This is a genomic window from Sorangium sp. So ce381 (assembly GCF_051473845.1).
GTDB classification, from domain to species: domain Bacteria; phylum Myxococcota_A; class Polyangia; order Polyangiales; family Polyangiaceae; genus Sorangium; species Sorangium atrum.
This window is the reverse complement of the sequence record NZ_CP150336.1, coordinates 2,728,649-2,744,576: the sequence shown is the minus strand read 5'-3', so window position 1 is coordinate 2,744,576 and position 15,928 is coordinate 2,728,649. Positions and strand designations below refer to the sequence as shown.

Below are 15,928 nucleotides of genomic sequence, written 5' to 3'. Positions count from 1 at the left end.
TCTTCGAGGAGGAGCGACCGCCGGTGTCGGCCGCGATGCCATCCTAGGGGCGCCGCGCCCGCCCGCTCAAGCGCGGCGCGGCCGGCGCGGCGCGGCGGTTGACAGGCCGGCGGGGCTCGGGCGATCTCGCGCCGTGGATCTGACCAGAGCGGCACTCCTCGCCGGCGGCGCCGCCGTGGCCGGCGCCATCAACGCGGTGGCCGGGGGCGGCACGCTGGTGTCGTTCCCCGCTGCGATCGCGGCGGGGCTGCCCCCGCTCGCCGCGAACGCGACGAACGCCGTGGCGCTCACGCCGGCGTCGCTCGCGTCGGCGTGGGCGTACCGCCGCGAGCTCGCCCGGGACTACCGGGTCCTCGGCGTCCTGTTCCTGCCGTCGCTGCTCGGCGGGGTCGTGGGCTCGGCGCTCCTGCTCGTAACCCCGCAGCGCGTGTTCGACGCCGCGGTGCCGGGGCTCGTGCTCATCGCGACGCTGCTCCTGCTCTGGCAGAACCTGCGCCCGGCGAAGCCCTCCGCGAAGGACGGCGCGGACCCCGGCGCGGAGCGCTTCGCGCTGCCCTCCCGGCCGTGGCTCGTGTTCCTGCTCCAGTTCCTCGTGAGCGTCTACGGCGGCTACTTCGGCGCGGGCATCGGCATCATGATGCTGGCGCTGCTCTCCTCGTTCGCGGGCGACGTGGACATCCACCGGCTGAACGGGATCAAGACGGTGCTCGCGAGCCTGATCAACGGCGTGGCGGCGCTCGCGTTCCTGTTCGCGGGCGCGGTCGACGCGGTCGCCACGCCGATCATGATGGCGGCGGCGGTGGTCGGCTCGCTCGCCGGCGCCGTGGTCGCCCGCCGCATCGAGCCAAGGAAGGTGCGGTGGTTCGTCGTCGCGCTCGGCCTGACGCTCACGGTCAAGCTCGCGTGGGACCGGTTCGGCGCATAGCCCGGACGCTACGCGACCCGCGGCGAGCATCAAGTTCCGATCAAGTCCCGATCACGTCTCAGCCGGCGAGGTCGAGGATCACGAAGCGCGAATTCTGATAGACGACCTTGCCGGGCAGGTCCCTCTGCCGGCCCCGGCCCACCACCACGTAATCGAACTTGTATTTCTTCTGCAGCGGGTCGAGCCGGGCGGCGTCGAGATCCCCGTAGCCGTCGGCCAGGTCGTCCGAGCGCCGGAAGCCCTTGCGCCCGGAGACGTCCTCCAGCCGCCGGTACCATTCCACCAGCTCGCTGGGCACGTAGGCGCTGCCCTTCCAGTCGACCACGATGGCGCGCTCGCCGAGGAGCCGGAAGCGCTCCAGCTGCGGCGGCGTGAGGAACACCGCGTCCTTCGGGGTGTTGGCGCGGATCCAGGCGTACATATCGGCCTCGGGCCCGCGCATGCCCTTGATCACGTTGGACCGCTCCTCGTAGCCCCTCACCTTGGGCACGCCGAGGCGGAGGCAGGCGAACGCCGCGTAGGCGACGATCGCATAAGCGCCGAAGCGCAACAGCAATGCGCGCGCCGGGGCGAGACCGACGCCCCGGCGCTCGAGCAGCGACGCCGCCGCGCCGACGAGGGCGCCCGCGGCGCCGGGCGCGAGGGCCAGCAGGAGCGGCGGCGCCAGATCCCCCTCCTTGTCGAACATGGCCAGGGCGACGAAGCCGCCCAGCGTCAGCGCGAGGCCCGCGGGCGGGATGCGCCGGAAGAGGGAGGGGCGGGCCGCGATGCTCGCCGAGGCCGCGCAGGCGAGCAGCTGCATGAGGAGGTCGAGGAACGGCGCGAAGCGCCACACGAAGAGCTGCGCGACGCGCGGGATCTGCACCCAGGTGGTGAGCAGCGTCCCGGTCCAGATGACGATCGCCATCGCGAGCACCACCGCGCCGAGGCGGCGCCCGCGCCCCTCCCGGCCGCGCAAGAGCCACCCGCCGGCGCCGAGGCCGAACATCTGCCACGCCGCCACCGGGAAGAAGTTACCCTTGTAAGTCCTGGGCGCGTAGTGGTGCGGCGAGCGGATGTTGAAGAGGATCTCCTGCGCGAACGCCGCGTCCGGCGAGCGCACCGAGCGGAGGATGAGCGGGGAGAGGAGCAGGAACACCGCGATGGCCGGCCCGACCTGCATGGCGATGCGCCGCGCCAGATCCTTCCAGCCGTCCCTCCAGCCGAGCAGGAGCTGGGCGAGGCCGAAGGTGCCGATCCCGAGGACGAGATAATTGGCGTGGAACAGCCCGCTCAGACCGAGGAACACGCCCGAGAGCAGGGTGCGACCGGCCACGAGGGGAGGCAGCGCCGCGAGGAGGAAGAGGCTGCCCAGGGTGGAGGGCTGCAGGATGAAATCGAAGATGTAGCTGGACGCGACGCTGTCGGTGCGGGTGACGAAGGCGATCGCCATCACCAGCAGGAAGGTGGCCAGCGCGAGGCGCCGGTCGTTCAGCAGCTCGGCCGCGAGCCAGTACACGCACATGGCGCCGAGCGTCGCGGTGACCACGAGGCCCCAGCCCACCGCCGCGCCGCCGCGGTCGATGGCGAGCAGCAGCCAGCCCACGTAGGAGAAGGCCGGGTGGTAGTTGGCCGGGCCGGTCGCGTACCAGTCCTTCGTGAGCACGCTGGGATCGAGCAGCCGGAGGGCGCCCAGCATGTACGCCGTCTGGTTGCTGGCGCCGTAATTGACGCCGTAGCTCAGCCCGAAGCAGACGGAGATGACGAGCGCGATGAGCGCGGCCGGCAGCTCGGGGAGGAGCGGCGCGAGCCTCTGCCGCGGCGAGGGCCGCGCCGGCCCGACCGCCGGCGCGGCGGCCTCGGGCCCGGCGGCGCGCGGGGAGCTCTCCTCGCCGTCTGCGCCCTCCGCGCCGGAGCTCTCCCCGCCGTCTGCGCCGGCGGTGGTCTCGTCATCCCCGGCCATGTCGGCCTCGGGTGCACCGGGCCCGGTCCCCATCTTGGTCCCCATCTCGCGGCGCGAGCCCTAGCACAGGTGACACGAGGCGTGCGTGATGTCTTGACAGCGCGCGGCGGGTTCGGCCAAGTTCCGGCCGTGATCGCGGAGCTGCTCCGAAGCCGCCGTTCCTTCGGATCCTCTGGGTCCGTGGAGGCGCCCACCTGCCCCATTCCCTCCTTCTCGGGCGTGCGGGCGCGTGTCTTCCTCGACGTGCAGGCCGAGGAGGGCGTGGAGTCGTCGTGGGGCGTGCGCACCAGCGAGGCGCGCATCTTCGAGTGCCCCGCCTCGGGCCTGCGCTTCCGGCTGCCGGCGCCGCGCGAGAAGATCGCGGCGTTCTACCGCTCCGAGTACCACGAGCGGATGGGCGGCGAGGAGGACGCGCGGCGCGCCGAGGCGTACCGCAAGGAGAACCAGGAGCGCGTCGGCGTGCTGAAGCGCTACGCCCCGTCGGGCCGGGTGCTCGACGTGGGCTGCTCCACCGGCCAGTTCGCGGCCCAGCTCCGCGAGGCGGGCTACGACGCGCTCGGCTGCGACATCTCCGAGGACGCCTGCCGGAAGGCCGCGGCGCTGCTCGGCGAGGACCGGGCGCTGTGCGGGCCGGTGGAGTCGCTCCTCGACAGGCTGCGCGGCTCGCTCGACGCCATCACCATGATGGACGTCATCGAGCATTTCGACGACGTGGTGTCGCCGCTCCGGGCGATGCGCGAGATGCTCCGGCCAGGCGGGACCCTCTTCCTGCGCACGCCCACGCTCCGCTCGCCGTTCTACAAGGTGGCCGACCTCAGCTACCAGCTGAGCGGCGGCCGCTACAAGGACGCGGTGCTCAAGATCTACCACGCCGAGCATTTCTTTTTTTTCACCGAGCGGGCCATGCGCGCGCTGCTCGAGGACACCGGTTACGAGGTGCTGGCGATCGATCCCGACCCGCTGCTCTGGGAGAATTTCCGCTCGGCGGAGATGCGGCAGGGTCCGCTGGTGAACTCGGTGCTGGCGGCTGTGTACTTCGCCGGCCGCCTCGCCGATCGCGGCCACGGCATGAAGGTCGTCGCGCGGCGGCCCGGCTAGCCGGCGGAGGGCGCGGCGGTGAGCGTGGACATCTCGGTCGTCATCCCCGTCTACAACGAGGAGCCGGCCATCGAGCACAGCCTCGAGGTGGTGCGTGCGCACCTCGACAAGATCGGCCGGAGCTACGAGCTCGTCTGCGTGGACGACGGCTCCCGCGACCGCACCCTGGAGCGGCTCCTGGCCGCGGCCGCGGCGGATCCGCGGGTGCGCCCGGTGCCGCTCGCGCGCAACTTCGGCAAGGAGGCGGCGATGGCCGCCGGCCTGAGCGAGGCGCGGGGCCGCGCGCTCATCTTCATGGACGCCGACCTGCAGCACCCGCCCTCGCTCATCGCGCGCATGGTCGAGCTCTGGGCCGAGGGCTACGACGTGGTGAGCGCCGTCAAGGAGACGCGGGCGCGCGAGAGCCTCCTCTACCGGATGATGACCTGGGTGTTCAACGCGCTCATGGCCGGCGCGGCGCGGGGCGACTTCCGGGGCGCCTCCGATTTCAAGCTGATCGACCGCCAGGTGGTCGACGCGCTCATGCAATGCGCGGAGCGCAACCGCTTCTTCCGGGGCCTCGTGACCTGGGTGGGCTTCCGGACCACCGAGATCCCCTTCACCGTGGCAGAGCGCCTGCACGGCACCACCAAATGGTCGCTGGTCGGCCTCATCCGCTACTCCATCCGCAACCTCATCGCCTTCTCGGCGCTGCCGCTGAAGATGGTCACGGCCATGGGCTTCGGCACCCTGGTGTTCGCGGCCGGGCTCGGCGCGCAGACCCTGTGGCGCTACCTGGACGGCGAGGCGCTCAGCGGGTTCACCACGGTGATCCTGCTCCAGCTCATCCTCGGCGGGCTCCTGCTCACCAGCGTCGGGGTCATCGCGCTCTACGTGGCGGTGATCTATGACGAGGTGAAGCACCGGCCGATGTTCCTCGTGCGGCGCCCGCGGCCCGGGGAGGACGGCGGCGCGCGCGAGGACCGCGGCGCCCCGGCCCGGGCCGACGCGGACCGCGCGGGCAGCGGCGCCGATGGCTGAGCCGGCCCCGGTCCACGAGGGCGACGCGCGCGCGCCGCGCGCCGCACGCGCCACGCCGACTGCCGGCAACCTCGCCCGGCGCCGCGCGCTGGGGCTCCTCGGATCGCTCGTCGTCGCGGGCTGCTTCGTCTGGCTGATGCGCGCCGGCACCCTGCCGGTCGTGCCGGCGGCCGAGCACCTCGCGCGCGTGCCCGCGTGGGTCCCCGTGGCCTACGGCGCGGTGTGGCTGCTCGTGCTGACCCTGCGCGCGATGCGCTGGTACTGGCTGCTCCGGCCGCTGCGCCCGGTGTCGATGCGGCGGGTGCTCACCGTCTCGTTCATCGGCTACGGCGCGCTCCTGCTCCTGCCCTTCCGCATGGGCGAGCTGGTGCGCCCCGCGCTCATCCGCCAGCAGGGCGGCATCTCGGGCTGGGCGGCCACGGGCAGCGTGGGCGCCGAGCGGGTGCTCGACGGCCTCTACCTGAGCGCGCTGCTCTTCACCGCGCTGCAGATCGCGAGGCCCCTCGACCCCCTGCCGGACCGCATCGGCGAGCTGCAGGTCTCGGCGGCGGTGGTCCCCGGCGCCGCGTACACCGCGCTCGCCGTCTTCTTCGCCGGCTTCGTGACCATGGGGGTGTTCTACTGGCGGCGCGCCTGGGCCCGCCGCACCACCGAGCGGGTCGTCGGGCTTGTCTCGCCGCGGCTCGGCGTCTGGCTGGCCGACCGCGTGGAGCACGTGGCCGACGGCCTGCGCTTCCTGCCCCGCTTCCGCTACACCGGCCCGTTCCTGGCGGTCACGGTGGTGTACTGGGCCGTCAATGCGGCCGGCATCTGGATGGTGTGCCGGGGCGCGGGCGTCACCGGGCTCACCTTCGGCCAGGCGTGCGTGGTGATGGGCGTGCTCGCGCTCGGGGTGCTCGTGCCCAACGCGCCCGGGTTCTTCGGCGCGTTCCAGATCTCGGTCTACGCAGGGCTGTCGATGTACATCGCCCCGCGCGACGTGGTCGGCCCCGGATCCGCCGCGGTGTTCTGGCTGTACGTGCTGCAGATCGGGGTGACGTTCCTGGGCGCGGGAGCGGCGCTGCTCGTCGAGCGGATCTCGCCGAAGGACGCGCTGGCCGCCGCCGGGGATCAGCAGGCCGAGGCCGGGGAGCCGGGCGCAGGGCCGGCCTGATCCCCGCGGTCGTCCTCCTCCCTTCCTCGGCCTCGTCAGATGACCGGCGGCGACGTGACGACGGCCCGGCTCGGCCTCGGGCCCACGAGCACCGGATAGAGGACGCCCGCGAGCACGCCGCCGGCGAGCGGGGCGAGCCAGAACAGCCACAGCTGAGACAGCGCCCCTCCGCCGACGAACAGGGCAGGACCGGTGGAGCGCGCCGGGTTGACCGACGTGTTCGTGACCGGGATCCCGATGAGGTGAACCACCGTGAGCGCGAGCCCGATGGCGATCGGCGCGAACCCGCGCGGCGCGCCGTGCTCGGTCGCGCCGAGGACCACCGTCACGAAGCCGAACGTGAGGACGATCTCGGCCAGGAGGCTCGCGAAGAGCGAGTATCCGCCGGGCGAGCGCCCGCCATAGCCGTTCGACGCGAACCCCGCGTGCACGGTGAACCCGGCGGCGCCGCTGGCGATCGCATAGAGGATCCCGGCGGCGACGATGGCGCCGGCGATCTGGGCGAGGAGGTACGGCAGGAGGTCTCGCGCGGGAAAGCGCCCGCCGGCGATCAGGCCGAGCGTGACGGCGGGGTTGAAGTGCGCGCCCGAGATGTGGCCCACCGCGTAGGCCATCGTCAGGAAGGAGAGCCCGAACGCGATCGCCACGCCCAGGAAGCCGATCCCCAGCCTGGGATACGCGGCCGAGAGCACGGCGCTCCCGCAGCCGCCGAGCACGAGCCAGAACGTTCCGAGAAACTCTGCGGCCGTACGCCTGGACAACGACATCTCCATCTCTTCATCTCCCCCTGCGGCAGGCCCCCTCGGCGCGGATCGCGGCGCGGCGGCGGCCGCGCCCGACCGTGGAGCCATCCCGACGGCTGGCGCAGGCCGCGCGGTCGACCGGCGGGCACCCCGCCGAGGCGACGCTCCACCGGCCCTTCGTCGACATTGGATGAGCTCCGGCCCGCCGCGTTGCGGTCGGACCGTTTCGAGTGGGCTCTCCCGGTCGAGCGCGCCTCTCCGGAGGCGGCCGGACGGGCCGCGCGGCCAGAGGAAACGAGGCTCCCGCCGGCGGCGCCTCCGGGAGCCTCGCGCCGCGGACCATCGCTGCAGCGACCTCGCGGGATCGGGGCGTCTTACAGACCGACGAGCTGCGGCGGGCAGCTGTACGCGTTGCCCATGTGGGTGACGTCGGTCTGCTGGCCGGAGATGTTGCCTCGGTCGCCGGAGATGGTGGTCCCGGCGTTCGTGTTCTCCAGGACCACGTAGTTGCCGCCCAGGCCATGGGCCTTGTTCTTCATGTCGTTGACCGCGCCCTCCTGCAGGTTCGCGTTGCTGGTGAACGCTCCAGACACGGAGCCGCCCTGCTCCCCGATCACCGTCCCCAGGAACCGGCACCCCTGCGGGGCCGGCTGCTTGGTGACGATGACCCGCTCGGCGCCCGGGTTGAGCTCGACGGCGGCACACGCGGGCAGGGTCAGGCAACACACGAGGAGAGCGAACGCGCTGTGGATCGATGTCTTCATGGCAAGCACCTTGTGTCGATTGCTACGTGTGCAGGCGAGCGCTTCTTCCTCGCTGAACCTCCAGGACGGCAGGATTCCAACAGGCCTCCTCCACGATCGGCCTCGCGTCGCTCTCTCTCGTGTCGATCTCCCTCGTGACGTCGCGGTTCGAGCGCCCCTCACCGGTGCTCGATCTTCCGCAGCCGGTACGCCCGCGCGTCCCACAGCGAGAACGCCCGCTCGCCGCTCGCGAGGACGTCGAACCCGTGGCGGGCCGCGAGCCGCGCGACGTCGGCCGCGTCGCGCGCGGGGTCGCCGCGGTACGAGTAGCCCAGGACGACGAGCTCCCCGCCCGGCCGCAGCGCCCGGCGCGCCTCCGCGACGAGCCGATCCACGACCTCCGGGCCCGCGGCGACGATGTACGGGAACGAGTCGACCGCGTACACGAGATCGAAGCGGGCCGATGGCGCGTCGCCCAGATCGACGCCTGACGAGACCGCGAGCACGACGTTCGAGCGCCCGCCGCAGCGGCGGCGCGCGGCCTCGATCATGCGCGGCGAGACGTCGAGCCCCCACGCCTCGCGCACCCTCGGCGCGAGCGCCGCCTCGAAGCGGCCGATCCCGCAGCCGATCTGCAGGATCGCGCGGTCCTCGCCGATCGCGCCCCACCGCTCGAGGAGCTCGACCACCTCCCGCGTCGCCCGCTCGAGGAGCTCCGGATCGCCGAGCGAGTACGCAGCGACGCTCGCCTCCTCCGAGCGCTCGCAGAGCTCGTCGAACAGCCGCGCGGTGGAGCGACAGGCTCCCCGCGCGTCCTCCCCGGCGACGCGCGCGCCCCGGTGCGCGCCCAGCATCGCCGCCACGGTCGCGCACCCGGCGCGCCGCTCGTCCAGGCAGCGGCGCAGCGCCTCGAGGCGCGCCGCCCGCTCCCCCTCCCCTGCCGCCAGCCGCGCGGCGTGCGCGGCGTCAATCGCGCCCGCCGCGGCCTCGAGGTTCCCCGCGGCGCCAAGCAGCCGCACCAGACCGACCTCCGGCGACGCCTCGCCGGACATGACGGCCTGCACCGCGCCCTCGCCGTCGCCCTCCCCGACCTCCCGCCAGGGCCCGCGCGCGCCCCGGCGCCGCAGCCGCCGGCGGAACGTCCAGCGGTCGACGGCGCCCCAGTCGTACTTGTACGGCTCGCAGCCGCGGAGGAAGTCCACGGTCCGCGCGCCCTCGCGCGCCGCGTGCTCGATCGCGCTGGCGAGCATCACGAGCCCCGGGCTGTACCACGCGAGCTCCGGATCGAAGCCGGTGACGTACGACGCGAGCCCGCCGCGCTCGGCGAACCCGTAGAGCGATGCGATGATCCGCCCGTCGAGCCGCAGGCCGAAGAGCCGCAGTGCGCCCCGCGCGCACAGCGCGCGCGCGGCCTCGCGGTGGAACGGCCGGAGCGCCTCGTCGAGCACGCCCCCCTCGCCGCGCGAGCGCCAGCGCGCCTTGTGGTTGGCGAACAGCGCCTCGAGCAGCTCGTCCACGCTCGCCGCGTCGGCCACGTCGAGGCGCAGGTCCCCGGCCCGCACGAGCCGCTTCCGCGCGCGGGCGACGCGCGCGCGCATCCCCGGCGGGAACAGCGCGTCCAGCCCGGCGCCCTCGGGGATCGTCACCGCCGGACACGCCTCGTGCTTCTCGACCTCGTCCGACCAGCCGGGAGGCGCCTCGGCTAGGAGCAGCGGCGACGATGCGCGCAGGTCGTGGAGATCGGCGACGTCCCACGCGTCGGCGCGCTCTTCGAGGCAAGCGAGCGCCGCGTCCGCGACCGCGCGCTCGTACCCGGACGCGGCCAGGACATCGTTGTAATCGGAGATCCCGGCGCCGAGCAGCGCGACGACGCGCTCGTCGCCGATGCGGTGAACCGCGAGGGGCGCGAGGCCGACGAGCCCCTCGTCCGACCGGAAGACCAGGGCGAGCACCTCCTCGGGCCCGAGCGCGCGGCACCACGGGATCAGCCACTCCGGCCGCTGGAACGCCGTCGCCGCCGGGCAGCGCTGCCACAGCGCGCTCCACGGCTCCCGCAGCGCCTCGAGCTCCTCGCGGCGGCTCAGCACCTCTACGTCGAGTCGTTCGCTCACCTGCCCTCCGAGCGGCGGGCTCAGCGCTCCTCGGCGCGCCTCGATCCACGTCGAGCGCGCACGGGCGCTCACCGGGCTCCCCCGCCCCTGCCGGCGCCGTATCCTCGCAGAGGCGCGAGGCCACGCAACCGACGCGCGCTACCTCGGCGGGGGTTCTGGAAAGCTCGCGCCGGCCCGCCCGTCGCCCCTGGCCGCTGGTTGCCGAGCTTGCCAGCCCCCGCCGGGTCAGGCGAGGACGGCGCGTCCCGGCCGGTGTATCCTCTCGCGGGAGATCCTCGGACCATGCGAAATTTTGACCGGATCACCGCGCACCCCGGCCGAATGAACGGGCAGCCGTGCATCAGGGACCTTCGCCTGACGGTGAAGCGGGTGCTGGAAGTGCTGGCGACCTATCCGGACCGCGAAGAGCTGCGACGCGACTACCCGGAGCTGGACGACGAGGACATCCGGCAGGCCCTGGCCTTCGCCGCCGCCATGATCGGGGATGAGGTCATCGACCTGCCCCGGAGCGCATGACGCCGACCTTTCGATTGCTCCTGGATCAAGGGCTTCCGCGCTCGGCGGCAGAGCCGTTACGCGCGGCCGGCGTCGACGCGATCCATGTAGCCGAGATCGGGATGTGGGCCGCGCTCGATGAGGAGATCCTCGAACAGGCCCGGCAATCGAAGCAGGTGGTCGTGACGCTCGATGCAGATTTTCACACACTGCTCGCACTTGCTGACGCGAACGCCCCTTCTGTGTTGAGGCTGCGGGTAGAACGACTGAACGGAGAGGCATGTGCCAGGATGATCCTGGATGTGCTCGCGGTGTGTGGCTCAGAGCTCCTTGCGGGCGCGGCGGCGACAGCGGACCTTACCCGCGTCAGGCTCCGGCGATTGCCGCTGACCGATCCAGGACGATAGACCGAGGCCTGAGCGCGCTCAGCTGTGGCCGAGCACCGGGTGCGGCCGGTCAGCCGTCGGCGCGCGCCACGGCGAAGATCAGATGACGTTCCAGCCGGATCCCCTCCGGCGCGCGGCGGCGCTCGAGCTCGGCCGCGAGCGCTGCCTTGACCCGCGCGGCTCCCGCTGGATCGAGGTCGGACAGGAAGTTGCCAAACGAGCTGGCCAGGTAGAACGCGACCACGTCGTCCGTGTCCGCGAAATGGTCGGTGAAGGACCGGATCTGGAGCCTCGGATCCTCGAAGCCGGCGAGCAGGAGGGTGCTCGTCAGGTCGTCCGAGGTCACCTTGTAGGTCGTGCTGCCGAGCGTCTCCGCGGTGCCGGTCAGGCCGAGAGACGACAGCACCCCCTCGATCACCCGCTCGAACTCGTGCGGGCGCTCCCTGGCGGCCGAGCTGATGCCGAGGCGCCCTCCGCGCTTGAGCACCCGGCGCGCCTCGCGCAGCGGGCCGAGCTTCTCGGGCAGCCAGTGGAGCACGCTGTTCAGGAACACGACATCGAAGCTCCCGGCGGCGAACTGCGAGAGATCTTCGGCCTGGCCGACGCTGGCGCGGAAGTTCGGCCGGCGCTTCCCGTTCGCCAGCTCGACCCGGAGCGGCAGCGGATCGACGCCGGCCACCGCGCCGGAGGGGCCGACCTGATCGGCGACATAGGCCCCGAGCCGGCCCGTCCCACACCCGACGTCGAGGACGCGCTCGCCCGGGGAAACCTGGAGATCTTCGATGAGCAGCTTCCCGTGGTTGAACTGCCGATCGCTGACGCGATCGTAGGTCTCGGCCAGGACAGCTGAATCGAGCGAAAGGCTGACCATCATGGCTCCTTGTGAGAGGAGGTGGAGATCGGCGAAAGACGGCTCCGAATGGAATGTCTCCCCGAGCACCACGTCTGTTATCGAGGACAATAGTCCGCCATAACGGACCGAGCAAGCGCGATCTCGACGGCTGCGCGCGATGGCGGCGATGCGCCCGAGGCGCGCGGTCCCGGGGGTGCGCGCCGGCCGTGACGCCGCGGGCGACAGCGACGTCGCTGTCCAGGTTTCACCGTCGCGGGCGGGCGTGGTAGCGTTCGCCGGCTCTGGAACAACGAGGAGTCGCTCATGAGCTGGATCGACCAGTACCGCGCCTTGGCTCGCTACAACCGGTGGATGAACGACAAGCTCTTTGCGCTGGTCGGCAAGCTCGACGACGTGGAGCGCAAGCGCGATCGCGGGGCCTTCTTCCGGTCGATCCACGGCACGTTGAACCATATCCTGCTCGCCGACCGCACGTGGATGGGGCGCTTCACCGGCGACGCGGAGCGGTTCGTCTCCCGCGATCCGAGCGGGAAGGCCATCGAGATCACCGCGCTCTCGCAGGAGCTCTATGCGGACTTCGGCGATCTCTCCCGCGAGCGCGCCACGACGGACGCGGACATCCTCGCCTGGGTGCACGCGATCGACGAGCGGGCGCTCGCGGGCGACCTGACGTACACGCGGAGCGGGACGGTCTACACCTCTCCGCTCTGGTGGTCCGTCGGGCACCTCTTCAATCATCAGACCCATCACCGCGGTCAGGTGACCACCCTGCTCACACAGATGGGAATCGACCCCGGCTCGACCGATCTGATCGCGATGCTGCGGGACGAGAAACGCGCGTCATGACACGCGCACACGCGCCCCACGCCGAGCGCGGCTGTCCGGTGGTTCGATAGCACCTCGGACAGGCGGGCGAGGCCAGCCCTGGATCACCGGGCTGCGCGCCGCCGGCTGTCCTGTCGCGCCTGGCTCGCCGCCCTGACCTCGACGAGCGGATTGCGCGCCTCGGCGGCGCGCAGCCGCTCGAAGCGCTCGATCCGCGCGCGGTTGCCGCTCTGCCGCAGCGTCCGCGCGAGCACCACGCTCTTGGCGAGCCGGATGAACCGCAGGCGGTGGGCCGAGTCCACGTCCTCGACGTCTCTCCTGCCCACCCCGGGCCCGAACTCGCGATGGTAGGCGGCCCGGAGCCGGTGCTCCCCGTGGAGGCCCAGCGCGTCCGAGAGCCCCTCGAGGGCGGCCCGCTCCGCCGGGGTCGACCACGAGAGGACCCTGGAATAGGGGGTCGCCATGGTCTCGTGATCGGGCTTGTTGACGTAGCGGCGCAGGAACACATCGGACGTCGCGACCGGCACATCGCCCGTCTCCTGGTGGAGGAGGGCGTACGCGAACGCCTCGTTCATCCCCACGAGCTGGTTCCGGTCGTAATCGGCGCCGTCGACGCGCTTCCCGAGGCGATCGACGCCCGAGAGGGCGGCGAAGAAGAAGCTGCTGAAATCGGTGTAGTCCGCCTCGTCGATCTCGGGTGTGCAGCCCGACGCGGGGCGGTCCCGGGTCGCCGCGAAGAACCCGACGACGTCGCGCTCGACCAGCTCGCCGTCGGGTCGGCCGCCCTCGAAGAGGAGGTTCGCGAAAGAGCCGGAGTAGCACTGGGCCATGACGAGGACGACGGGGGTGCCGGCGGGCAGCTCCTTCATGCGGGCGGCGAGGTCGCGCACGGACAGCGCTCCGCCGCCCCAGAGGTCGAAACCGTTGTTGTCGAGGTCGTGCCCTGGATCCGGGCTCCCGTGGCCGGCGAAATAGAGCAGCAACGGGTCGGCGGGGCGCGCGTGGACGAACCTGCGCCAGATCGCGTCGAACCCGGGGCGGGTTGTCGCCCCGTCGATGCGCGGCAGCCTGGGCGCGCGATAGCGCGTCTGCTCGCCGTCGAGGAACTGCACGCTCCGCGTGCCGCGGCGCCCGTCGGCGAAGAGGACGCGCCGCTCCGCCGTGGCCGGAAGCAACGACTGGAAGTACCGGATGTGGCCTTCGATGGCCACCTGGTTCATGGGCGGCCTCGGGCCGCCGCCCACGACGAGCGCGCGCCAGGCGGCGGGCTCGGGAGAAGCCGGGGCAGGCAAGGCCGGAGAGGCGGGCGAAGCCGGGGGCGCCTGCGGGGCGGCCGGCGCAGGCAACAGGGCCTGCGGGGCGGCCGGCGCAGGGCGCGGCGGGCGGGCCGGCGCGGAGCGCGGCGGGCGCCCCGGCGAGGGGGCTGCCGCGGGGCGCGGCGGGTGAGCCAGCGAGGCCGTCGGCGCCGGGCGGGGCGGGCGCGCGCCCGCCGTCGCGGCGGTCGCCGTGGCAACGGCGATCACAGCGACCCGGAGGAGCAGATGGTGCGCGGCGGTCACGTCCTCGGCCTCGGCAGCGCGCCTCGCGGCGCTCGATTCTAGGTAGCACGACCGGCTCACCCGCGTCGACATGCGCTCCCTCGATCTCTCGGCCGCCGCCCACCCGGGTTGGCCCAGCCCACGTGGGCTGCGTCGAGCGCGAGCTACAATGGGGACGCCTGGTTCCGTGGCGAGCGCGCCACCGAGAGAGACGCCGTCGCAGCGTACGCGTGTCTCAGGATTGATCATAATTTCCCCACCTCCCTCGCGGCGCTCCAGCCCTGGACGAGGGTGAGGAGTTGCTCGTAGCCACGGCCCAAGGTCTGCCAGCCGGGCTCGCCGTTTCGCCGGAGGTGTCCGCCGAGCCCGGCGATGGCCAGGAAGGCATCGCGGGCCGTGGCGTTCTCGGGCAGGGGCTTGCGCGCGAAGACCCGCAGCACCGCGAGCTGGGTGGGCGTGAGCACGGCGGTCGCGGGCTGCTCCGGAGCGCGCCGAGCCTCGCTGCGCAGCAGCAATAGCTGCCAGGCGATGGGCGCGAAGAGCGCCAGCACGTTGCGCAAGCCGTGCAGGTCCTCGATCTGGCGCTTCTCATAGGCGCATCCGGTCTTCAGGGCCTTGAAGAACTCCTCCACCATCCACCGCGCCCGGTACCAGTCAATCAGCTGCGTCAACTGCTCGACGGATTCGACCGGCTCGCTCGTGAGCAGCACCCACTCGACCGGCGCTTCGCCCGGCGGCGGCTCGAGCTCCCAGACACGCACGACCTGAAGCGAGAGCGTCGCCGGCAGCTCGCGCGGCTGGGATCTCGGTCGCCGCAGGGTCACGCGCGTGCTTCCAAGGGCGAGCTTGGCCAAGCGTCCTGCGCGCGGAGGATGCAGCCGTTTCTGTTGAGGGCTGCGATTGCCCGCCGGCCGCGGCGAAAGCTCTACCTCGCGTACGGCCACCGCTTGAACATGCGCGAGCGCCTGCTCGAGCTTGGCCTCCTCTCCGAGGGCGTCGGCCTCGACGAGGCGATTGTGCGCGAGCCGAATCACGAACCGATGCCCTGCGCTCAACAGCTGCGCGAACAGGCCGTAGTCGTCGCCTTCGCGGTCCATGACATGCACCACGTCGTGCGGAGCTGCGCCCAAGACCGCGACTCGCTCCACCTGCTCTCCCCAGCGGTCGTGCTCGTTGTCCATCGTGCCGTCGTCGCGCACGTGCGTGCTCAGATCGAGCACGCCGAGCGGGCGGCGCGTTCCATCGCCGCTGACCGCCAGCGTGAAGTGGGCGAAGAACGTCTGCCCCGAGGAGCGCAGCCGTCCGAGCCCCTGCCGCTGGCCGTCCGAGCGGAAGGAGAGGGTCGTGGTGTCATGGATGGCGAGCACGACCGGCTCGGCCTCCATGCGCGCGAGGGTGGCGTGCACATGCGGAGCCAGGATCGCCGCGGGCGTGACGGCGTCGTTGCCGAAAAAACGGTACGCCGCCTCCAGCTCGCTGTCGGACAGCAGCGAGGGGAAGCTCTTGTCCGGCGCCTGCGCCAGCTTCTGCACCAGCTTGGTCTGGCGCTTCGAAAGCCGCGCATCGCCGAAGTGCGCGTCGCTCATCTCCTCGGCGAGTGCCGCTGCGTGCTCTGCTGCAGGTGAACCCATCCGCAGCTTTGATCACGTCGCCCAACACACATCAAGCGAGATCTGTAGGATCCTGAGACGCGTGTGCCTCCGCGAGGGGGCCGTGCGTCCCCCGTCGGGCTGTTTCAGTCAGCCAGGCAGTCTGTCTGTCAGCCGTCAAGCAGCCTGTCTGCCGGGCAGTCTGCCTGCCTGTCTGCTTCAATCCGAGCCAGGACAACGTCCTCGATTTCGAGCGAGGACCTGCGCCGACCGGCAGTATTTCGCCGCAGGCGGGGCAGATTGCATCGCCGAGCCCATCCTCGGCCACTGCAGAGCTCCTCTCCTTTCACCACGGTCTCGGCCGGTGATCGCGGCGCGTTGCCTGCGCGACGGCACAGCTCGCGGCGGGAGGGATCGGCGGCGCGCCACGCTCGCTCCAGGGAGCCACCGTATGGCCGAGGTCGGTCATCCCCTGCGCGGATCTTCTCATCGGCCTCTGGCACGCAG

15 protein-coding genes are annotated in these 15,928 nt (G+C 72.2%); 8 read left to right on the top strand and 7 right to left on the bottom strand.

What is annotated here, in order from left to right:
* Window positions 1-133: 133 nt before the first annotated feature.
* Window positions 134-925, top strand: a complete 792-nt coding sequence (locus tag WMF29_RS10515; RefSeq protein ID WP_437328711.1) for a sulfite exporter TauE/SafE family protein — start codon at window positions 134-136, stop codon at window positions 923-925.
* Window positions 926-983: 58 nt separating this feature from the next.
* Here WMF29_RS10515 and WMF29_RS10510 read toward each other — a convergent pair whose 3' ends face one another.
* A complete protein-coding gene (locus tag WMF29_RS10510; RefSeq protein ID WP_437328710.1) occupies window positions 984-2,912 on the bottom strand; it encodes a DUF6798 domain-containing protein in 1,929 nt (642 codons plus the stop codon).
* A gap of 135 nt (window positions 2,913-3,047) precedes the next feature.
* Here WMF29_RS10510 and WMF29_RS10505 point away from each other — a divergent pair, with 135 nt between their 5' ends.
* Genes WMF29_RS10505 through WMF29_RS10495 form a run of 3 tightly spaced genes read left to right on the top strand, consistent with a single transcriptional unit; the run spans window position 3,048 to window position 6,138 of the window.
* A complete protein-coding gene (locus WMF29_RS10505) occupies window positions 3,048-3,965 on the top strand; it encodes a methyltransferase domain-containing protein (RefSeq protein WP_437328709.1) in 918 nt (305 codons plus the stop codon).
* Between the two features lie 18 nt (window positions 3,966-3,983).
* Window positions 3,984-4,985 carry a glycosyltransferase family 2 protein gene (locus WMF29_RS10500; RefSeq protein ID WP_437328708.1) on the top strand — a complete coding sequence of 334 codons (1,002 nt, stop codon included), beginning with the start codon at window positions 3,984-3,986 and terminating at the stop codon, window positions 4,983-4,985.
* The gene (locus WMF29_RS10495; protein ID WP_437328707.1) at window positions 4,978-6,138 is read left to right on the top strand and encodes a lysylphosphatidylglycerol synthase transmembrane domain-containing protein; all 1,161 of its coding nucleotides are present in this window, start codon (window positions 4,978-4,980) and stop codon (window positions 6,136-6,138) included. The genes WMF29_RS10500 and WMF29_RS10495 overlap by 8 nt, the downstream gene beginning before the upstream one ends.
* 35 nt (window positions 6,139-6,173) lie before the next feature.
* Here the strand turns inward: WMF29_RS10495 and aqpZ are convergent, their stop codons facing one another.
* The 3 genes from aqpZ to WMF29_RS10480 form a co-directional block, all read right to left on the bottom strand.
* Window positions 6,174-6,905: an aquaporin Z gene (gene aqpZ / locus WMF29_RS10490; RefSeq protein WP_437328706.1), complete on the bottom strand. Its 732-nt coding sequence runs from the start codon at window positions 6,903-6,905 to the stop codon at window positions 6,174-6,176.
* 350 nt (window positions 6,906-7,255) lie between these two features.
* Window positions 7,256-7,645: a DUF4156 domain-containing protein gene (locus tag WMF29_RS10485; RefSeq protein WP_437328705.1), complete on the bottom strand. Its 390-nt coding sequence runs from the start codon at window positions 7,643-7,645 to the stop codon at window positions 7,256-7,258.
* Between the two features lie 158 nt (window positions 7,646-7,803).
* Entirely contained in the window at window positions 7,804-9,735 is a 1,932-nt protein-coding gene (locus WMF29_RS10480; RefSeq protein WP_437328704.1) for a GNAT family N-acetyltransferase, read from the bottom strand.
* A 282-nt stretch (window positions 9,736-10,017) separates the two neighbouring features.
* Between WMF29_RS10480 and WMF29_RS10475 the strand changes: the two genes are divergently transcribed.
* Together WMF29_RS10475 and WMF29_RS10470 are read left to right on the top strand one after the other, a co-directional pair.
* On the top strand, window positions 10,018-10,251 hold the full coding sequence (locus tag WMF29_RS10475) for a DUF433 domain-containing protein (RefSeq protein WP_272101652.1): 234 nt from the start codon (window positions 10,018-10,020) through the stop codon (window positions 10,249-10,251).
* The gene (locus WMF29_RS10470) at window positions 10,248-10,637 is read left to right on the top strand and encodes a DUF5615 family PIN-like protein (RefSeq protein WP_437328703.1); all 390 of its coding nucleotides are present in this window, start codon (window positions 10,248-10,250) and stop codon (window positions 10,635-10,637) included. The genes WMF29_RS10475 and WMF29_RS10470 overlap by 4 nt, the downstream gene beginning before the upstream one ends.
* A gap of 49 nt (window positions 10,638-10,686) precedes the next feature.
* Here WMF29_RS10470 and WMF29_RS10465 read toward each other — a convergent pair whose 3' ends face one another.
* Window positions 10,687-11,490, bottom strand: coding sequence for a class I SAM-dependent methyltransferase (locus tag WMF29_RS10465; RefSeq protein WP_437328702.1), 804 nt, complete (start codon window positions 11,488-11,490; stop codon window positions 10,687-10,689).
* 282 nt (window positions 11,491-11,772) lie between these two features.
* Between WMF29_RS10465 and WMF29_RS10460 the strand changes: the two genes are divergently transcribed.
* A complete protein-coding gene (locus WMF29_RS10460; protein ID WP_437328701.1) occupies window positions 11,773-12,315 on the top strand; it encodes a DinB family protein in 543 nt (180 codons plus the stop codon).
* Window positions 12,316-12,398: 83 nt separating this feature from the next.
* Here WMF29_RS10460 and WMF29_RS10455 read toward each other — a convergent pair whose 3' ends face one another.
* Complete coding sequence (locus tag WMF29_RS10455) at window positions 12,399-13,514, bottom strand: hypothetical protein (RefSeq protein WP_437328700.1); 1,116 nt, start codon at window positions 13,512-13,514, stop codon at window positions 12,399-12,401.
* Between WMF29_RS10455 and WMF29_RS10450 the strand changes: the two genes are divergently transcribed.
* Complete coding sequence (locus WMF29_RS10450; RefSeq protein ID WP_437328699.1) at window positions 13,498-13,740, top strand: hypothetical protein; 243 nt, start codon at window positions 13,498-13,500, stop codon at window positions 13,738-13,740. The genes WMF29_RS10455 and WMF29_RS10450 overlap by 17 nt on opposite strands.
* Before the next feature lie 337 nt (window positions 13,741-14,077).
* Here the strand turns inward: WMF29_RS10450 and WMF29_RS10445 are convergent, their stop codons facing one another.
* On the bottom strand, window positions 14,078-15,463 hold the full coding sequence (locus tag WMF29_RS10445; RefSeq protein WP_437328698.1) for an IS4 family transposase: 1,386 nt from the start codon (window positions 15,461-15,463) through the stop codon (window positions 14,078-14,080).
* Window positions 15,464-15,928: the final 465 nt, after the last annotated feature.

What these genes read in the sequence shown, in the direction of transcription:
- WMF29_RS10510 (WP_437328710.1), bottom strand. Translation starts at nt 2,912, where the DNA reads ATGGGGACCAAGATGGGGACCGGGCCCGGTGCACCCGAGGCCGACATG.
- WMF29_RS10495 (WP_437328707.1), top strand. Translation starts at nt 4,978, where the DNA reads ATGGCTGAGCCGGCCCCGGTCCACGAGGGCGACGCGCGCGCGCCGCGC.
- aqpZ (WP_437328706.1), bottom strand. Translation starts at nt 6,905, where the DNA reads ATGTCGTTGTCCAGGCGTACGGCCGCAGAGTTTCTCGGAACGTTCTGG.
- WMF29_RS10485 (WP_437328705.1), bottom strand. Translation starts at nt 7,645, where the DNA reads ATGAAGACATCGATCCACAGCGCGTTCGCTCTCCTCGTGTGTTGCCTG.
- WMF29_RS10475 (WP_272101652.1), top strand. Translation starts at nt 10,018, where the DNA reads ATGCGAAATTTTGACCGGATCACCGCGCACCCCGGCCGAATGAACGGG.
- WMF29_RS10470 (WP_437328703.1), top strand. Translation starts at nt 10,248, where the DNA reads ATGACGCCGACCTTTCGATTGCTCCTGGATCAAGGGCTTCCGCGCTCG.
- WMF29_RS10465 (WP_437328702.1), bottom strand. Translation starts at nt 11,490, where the DNA reads ATGATGGTCAGCCTTTCGCTCGATTCAGCTGTCCTGGCCGAGACCTAC.
- WMF29_RS10460 (WP_437328701.1), top strand. Translation starts at nt 11,773, where the DNA reads ATGAGCTGGATCGACCAGTACCGCGCCTTGGCTCGCTACAACCGGTGG.
- WMF29_RS10450 (WP_437328699.1), top strand. Translation starts at nt 13,498, where the DNA reads ATGGCCACCTGGTTCATGGGCGGCCTCGGGCCGCCGCCCACGACGAGC.
- WMF29_RS10455 (WP_437328700.1), bottom strand. Translation starts at nt 13,514, where the DNA reads ATGAACCAGGTGGCCATCGAAGGCCACATCCGGTACTTCCAGTCGTTG.
- WMF29_RS10445 (WP_437328698.1), bottom strand. Translation starts at nt 15,463, where the DNA reads ATGGGTTCACCTGCAGCAGAGCACGCAGCGGCACTCGCCGAGGAGATG.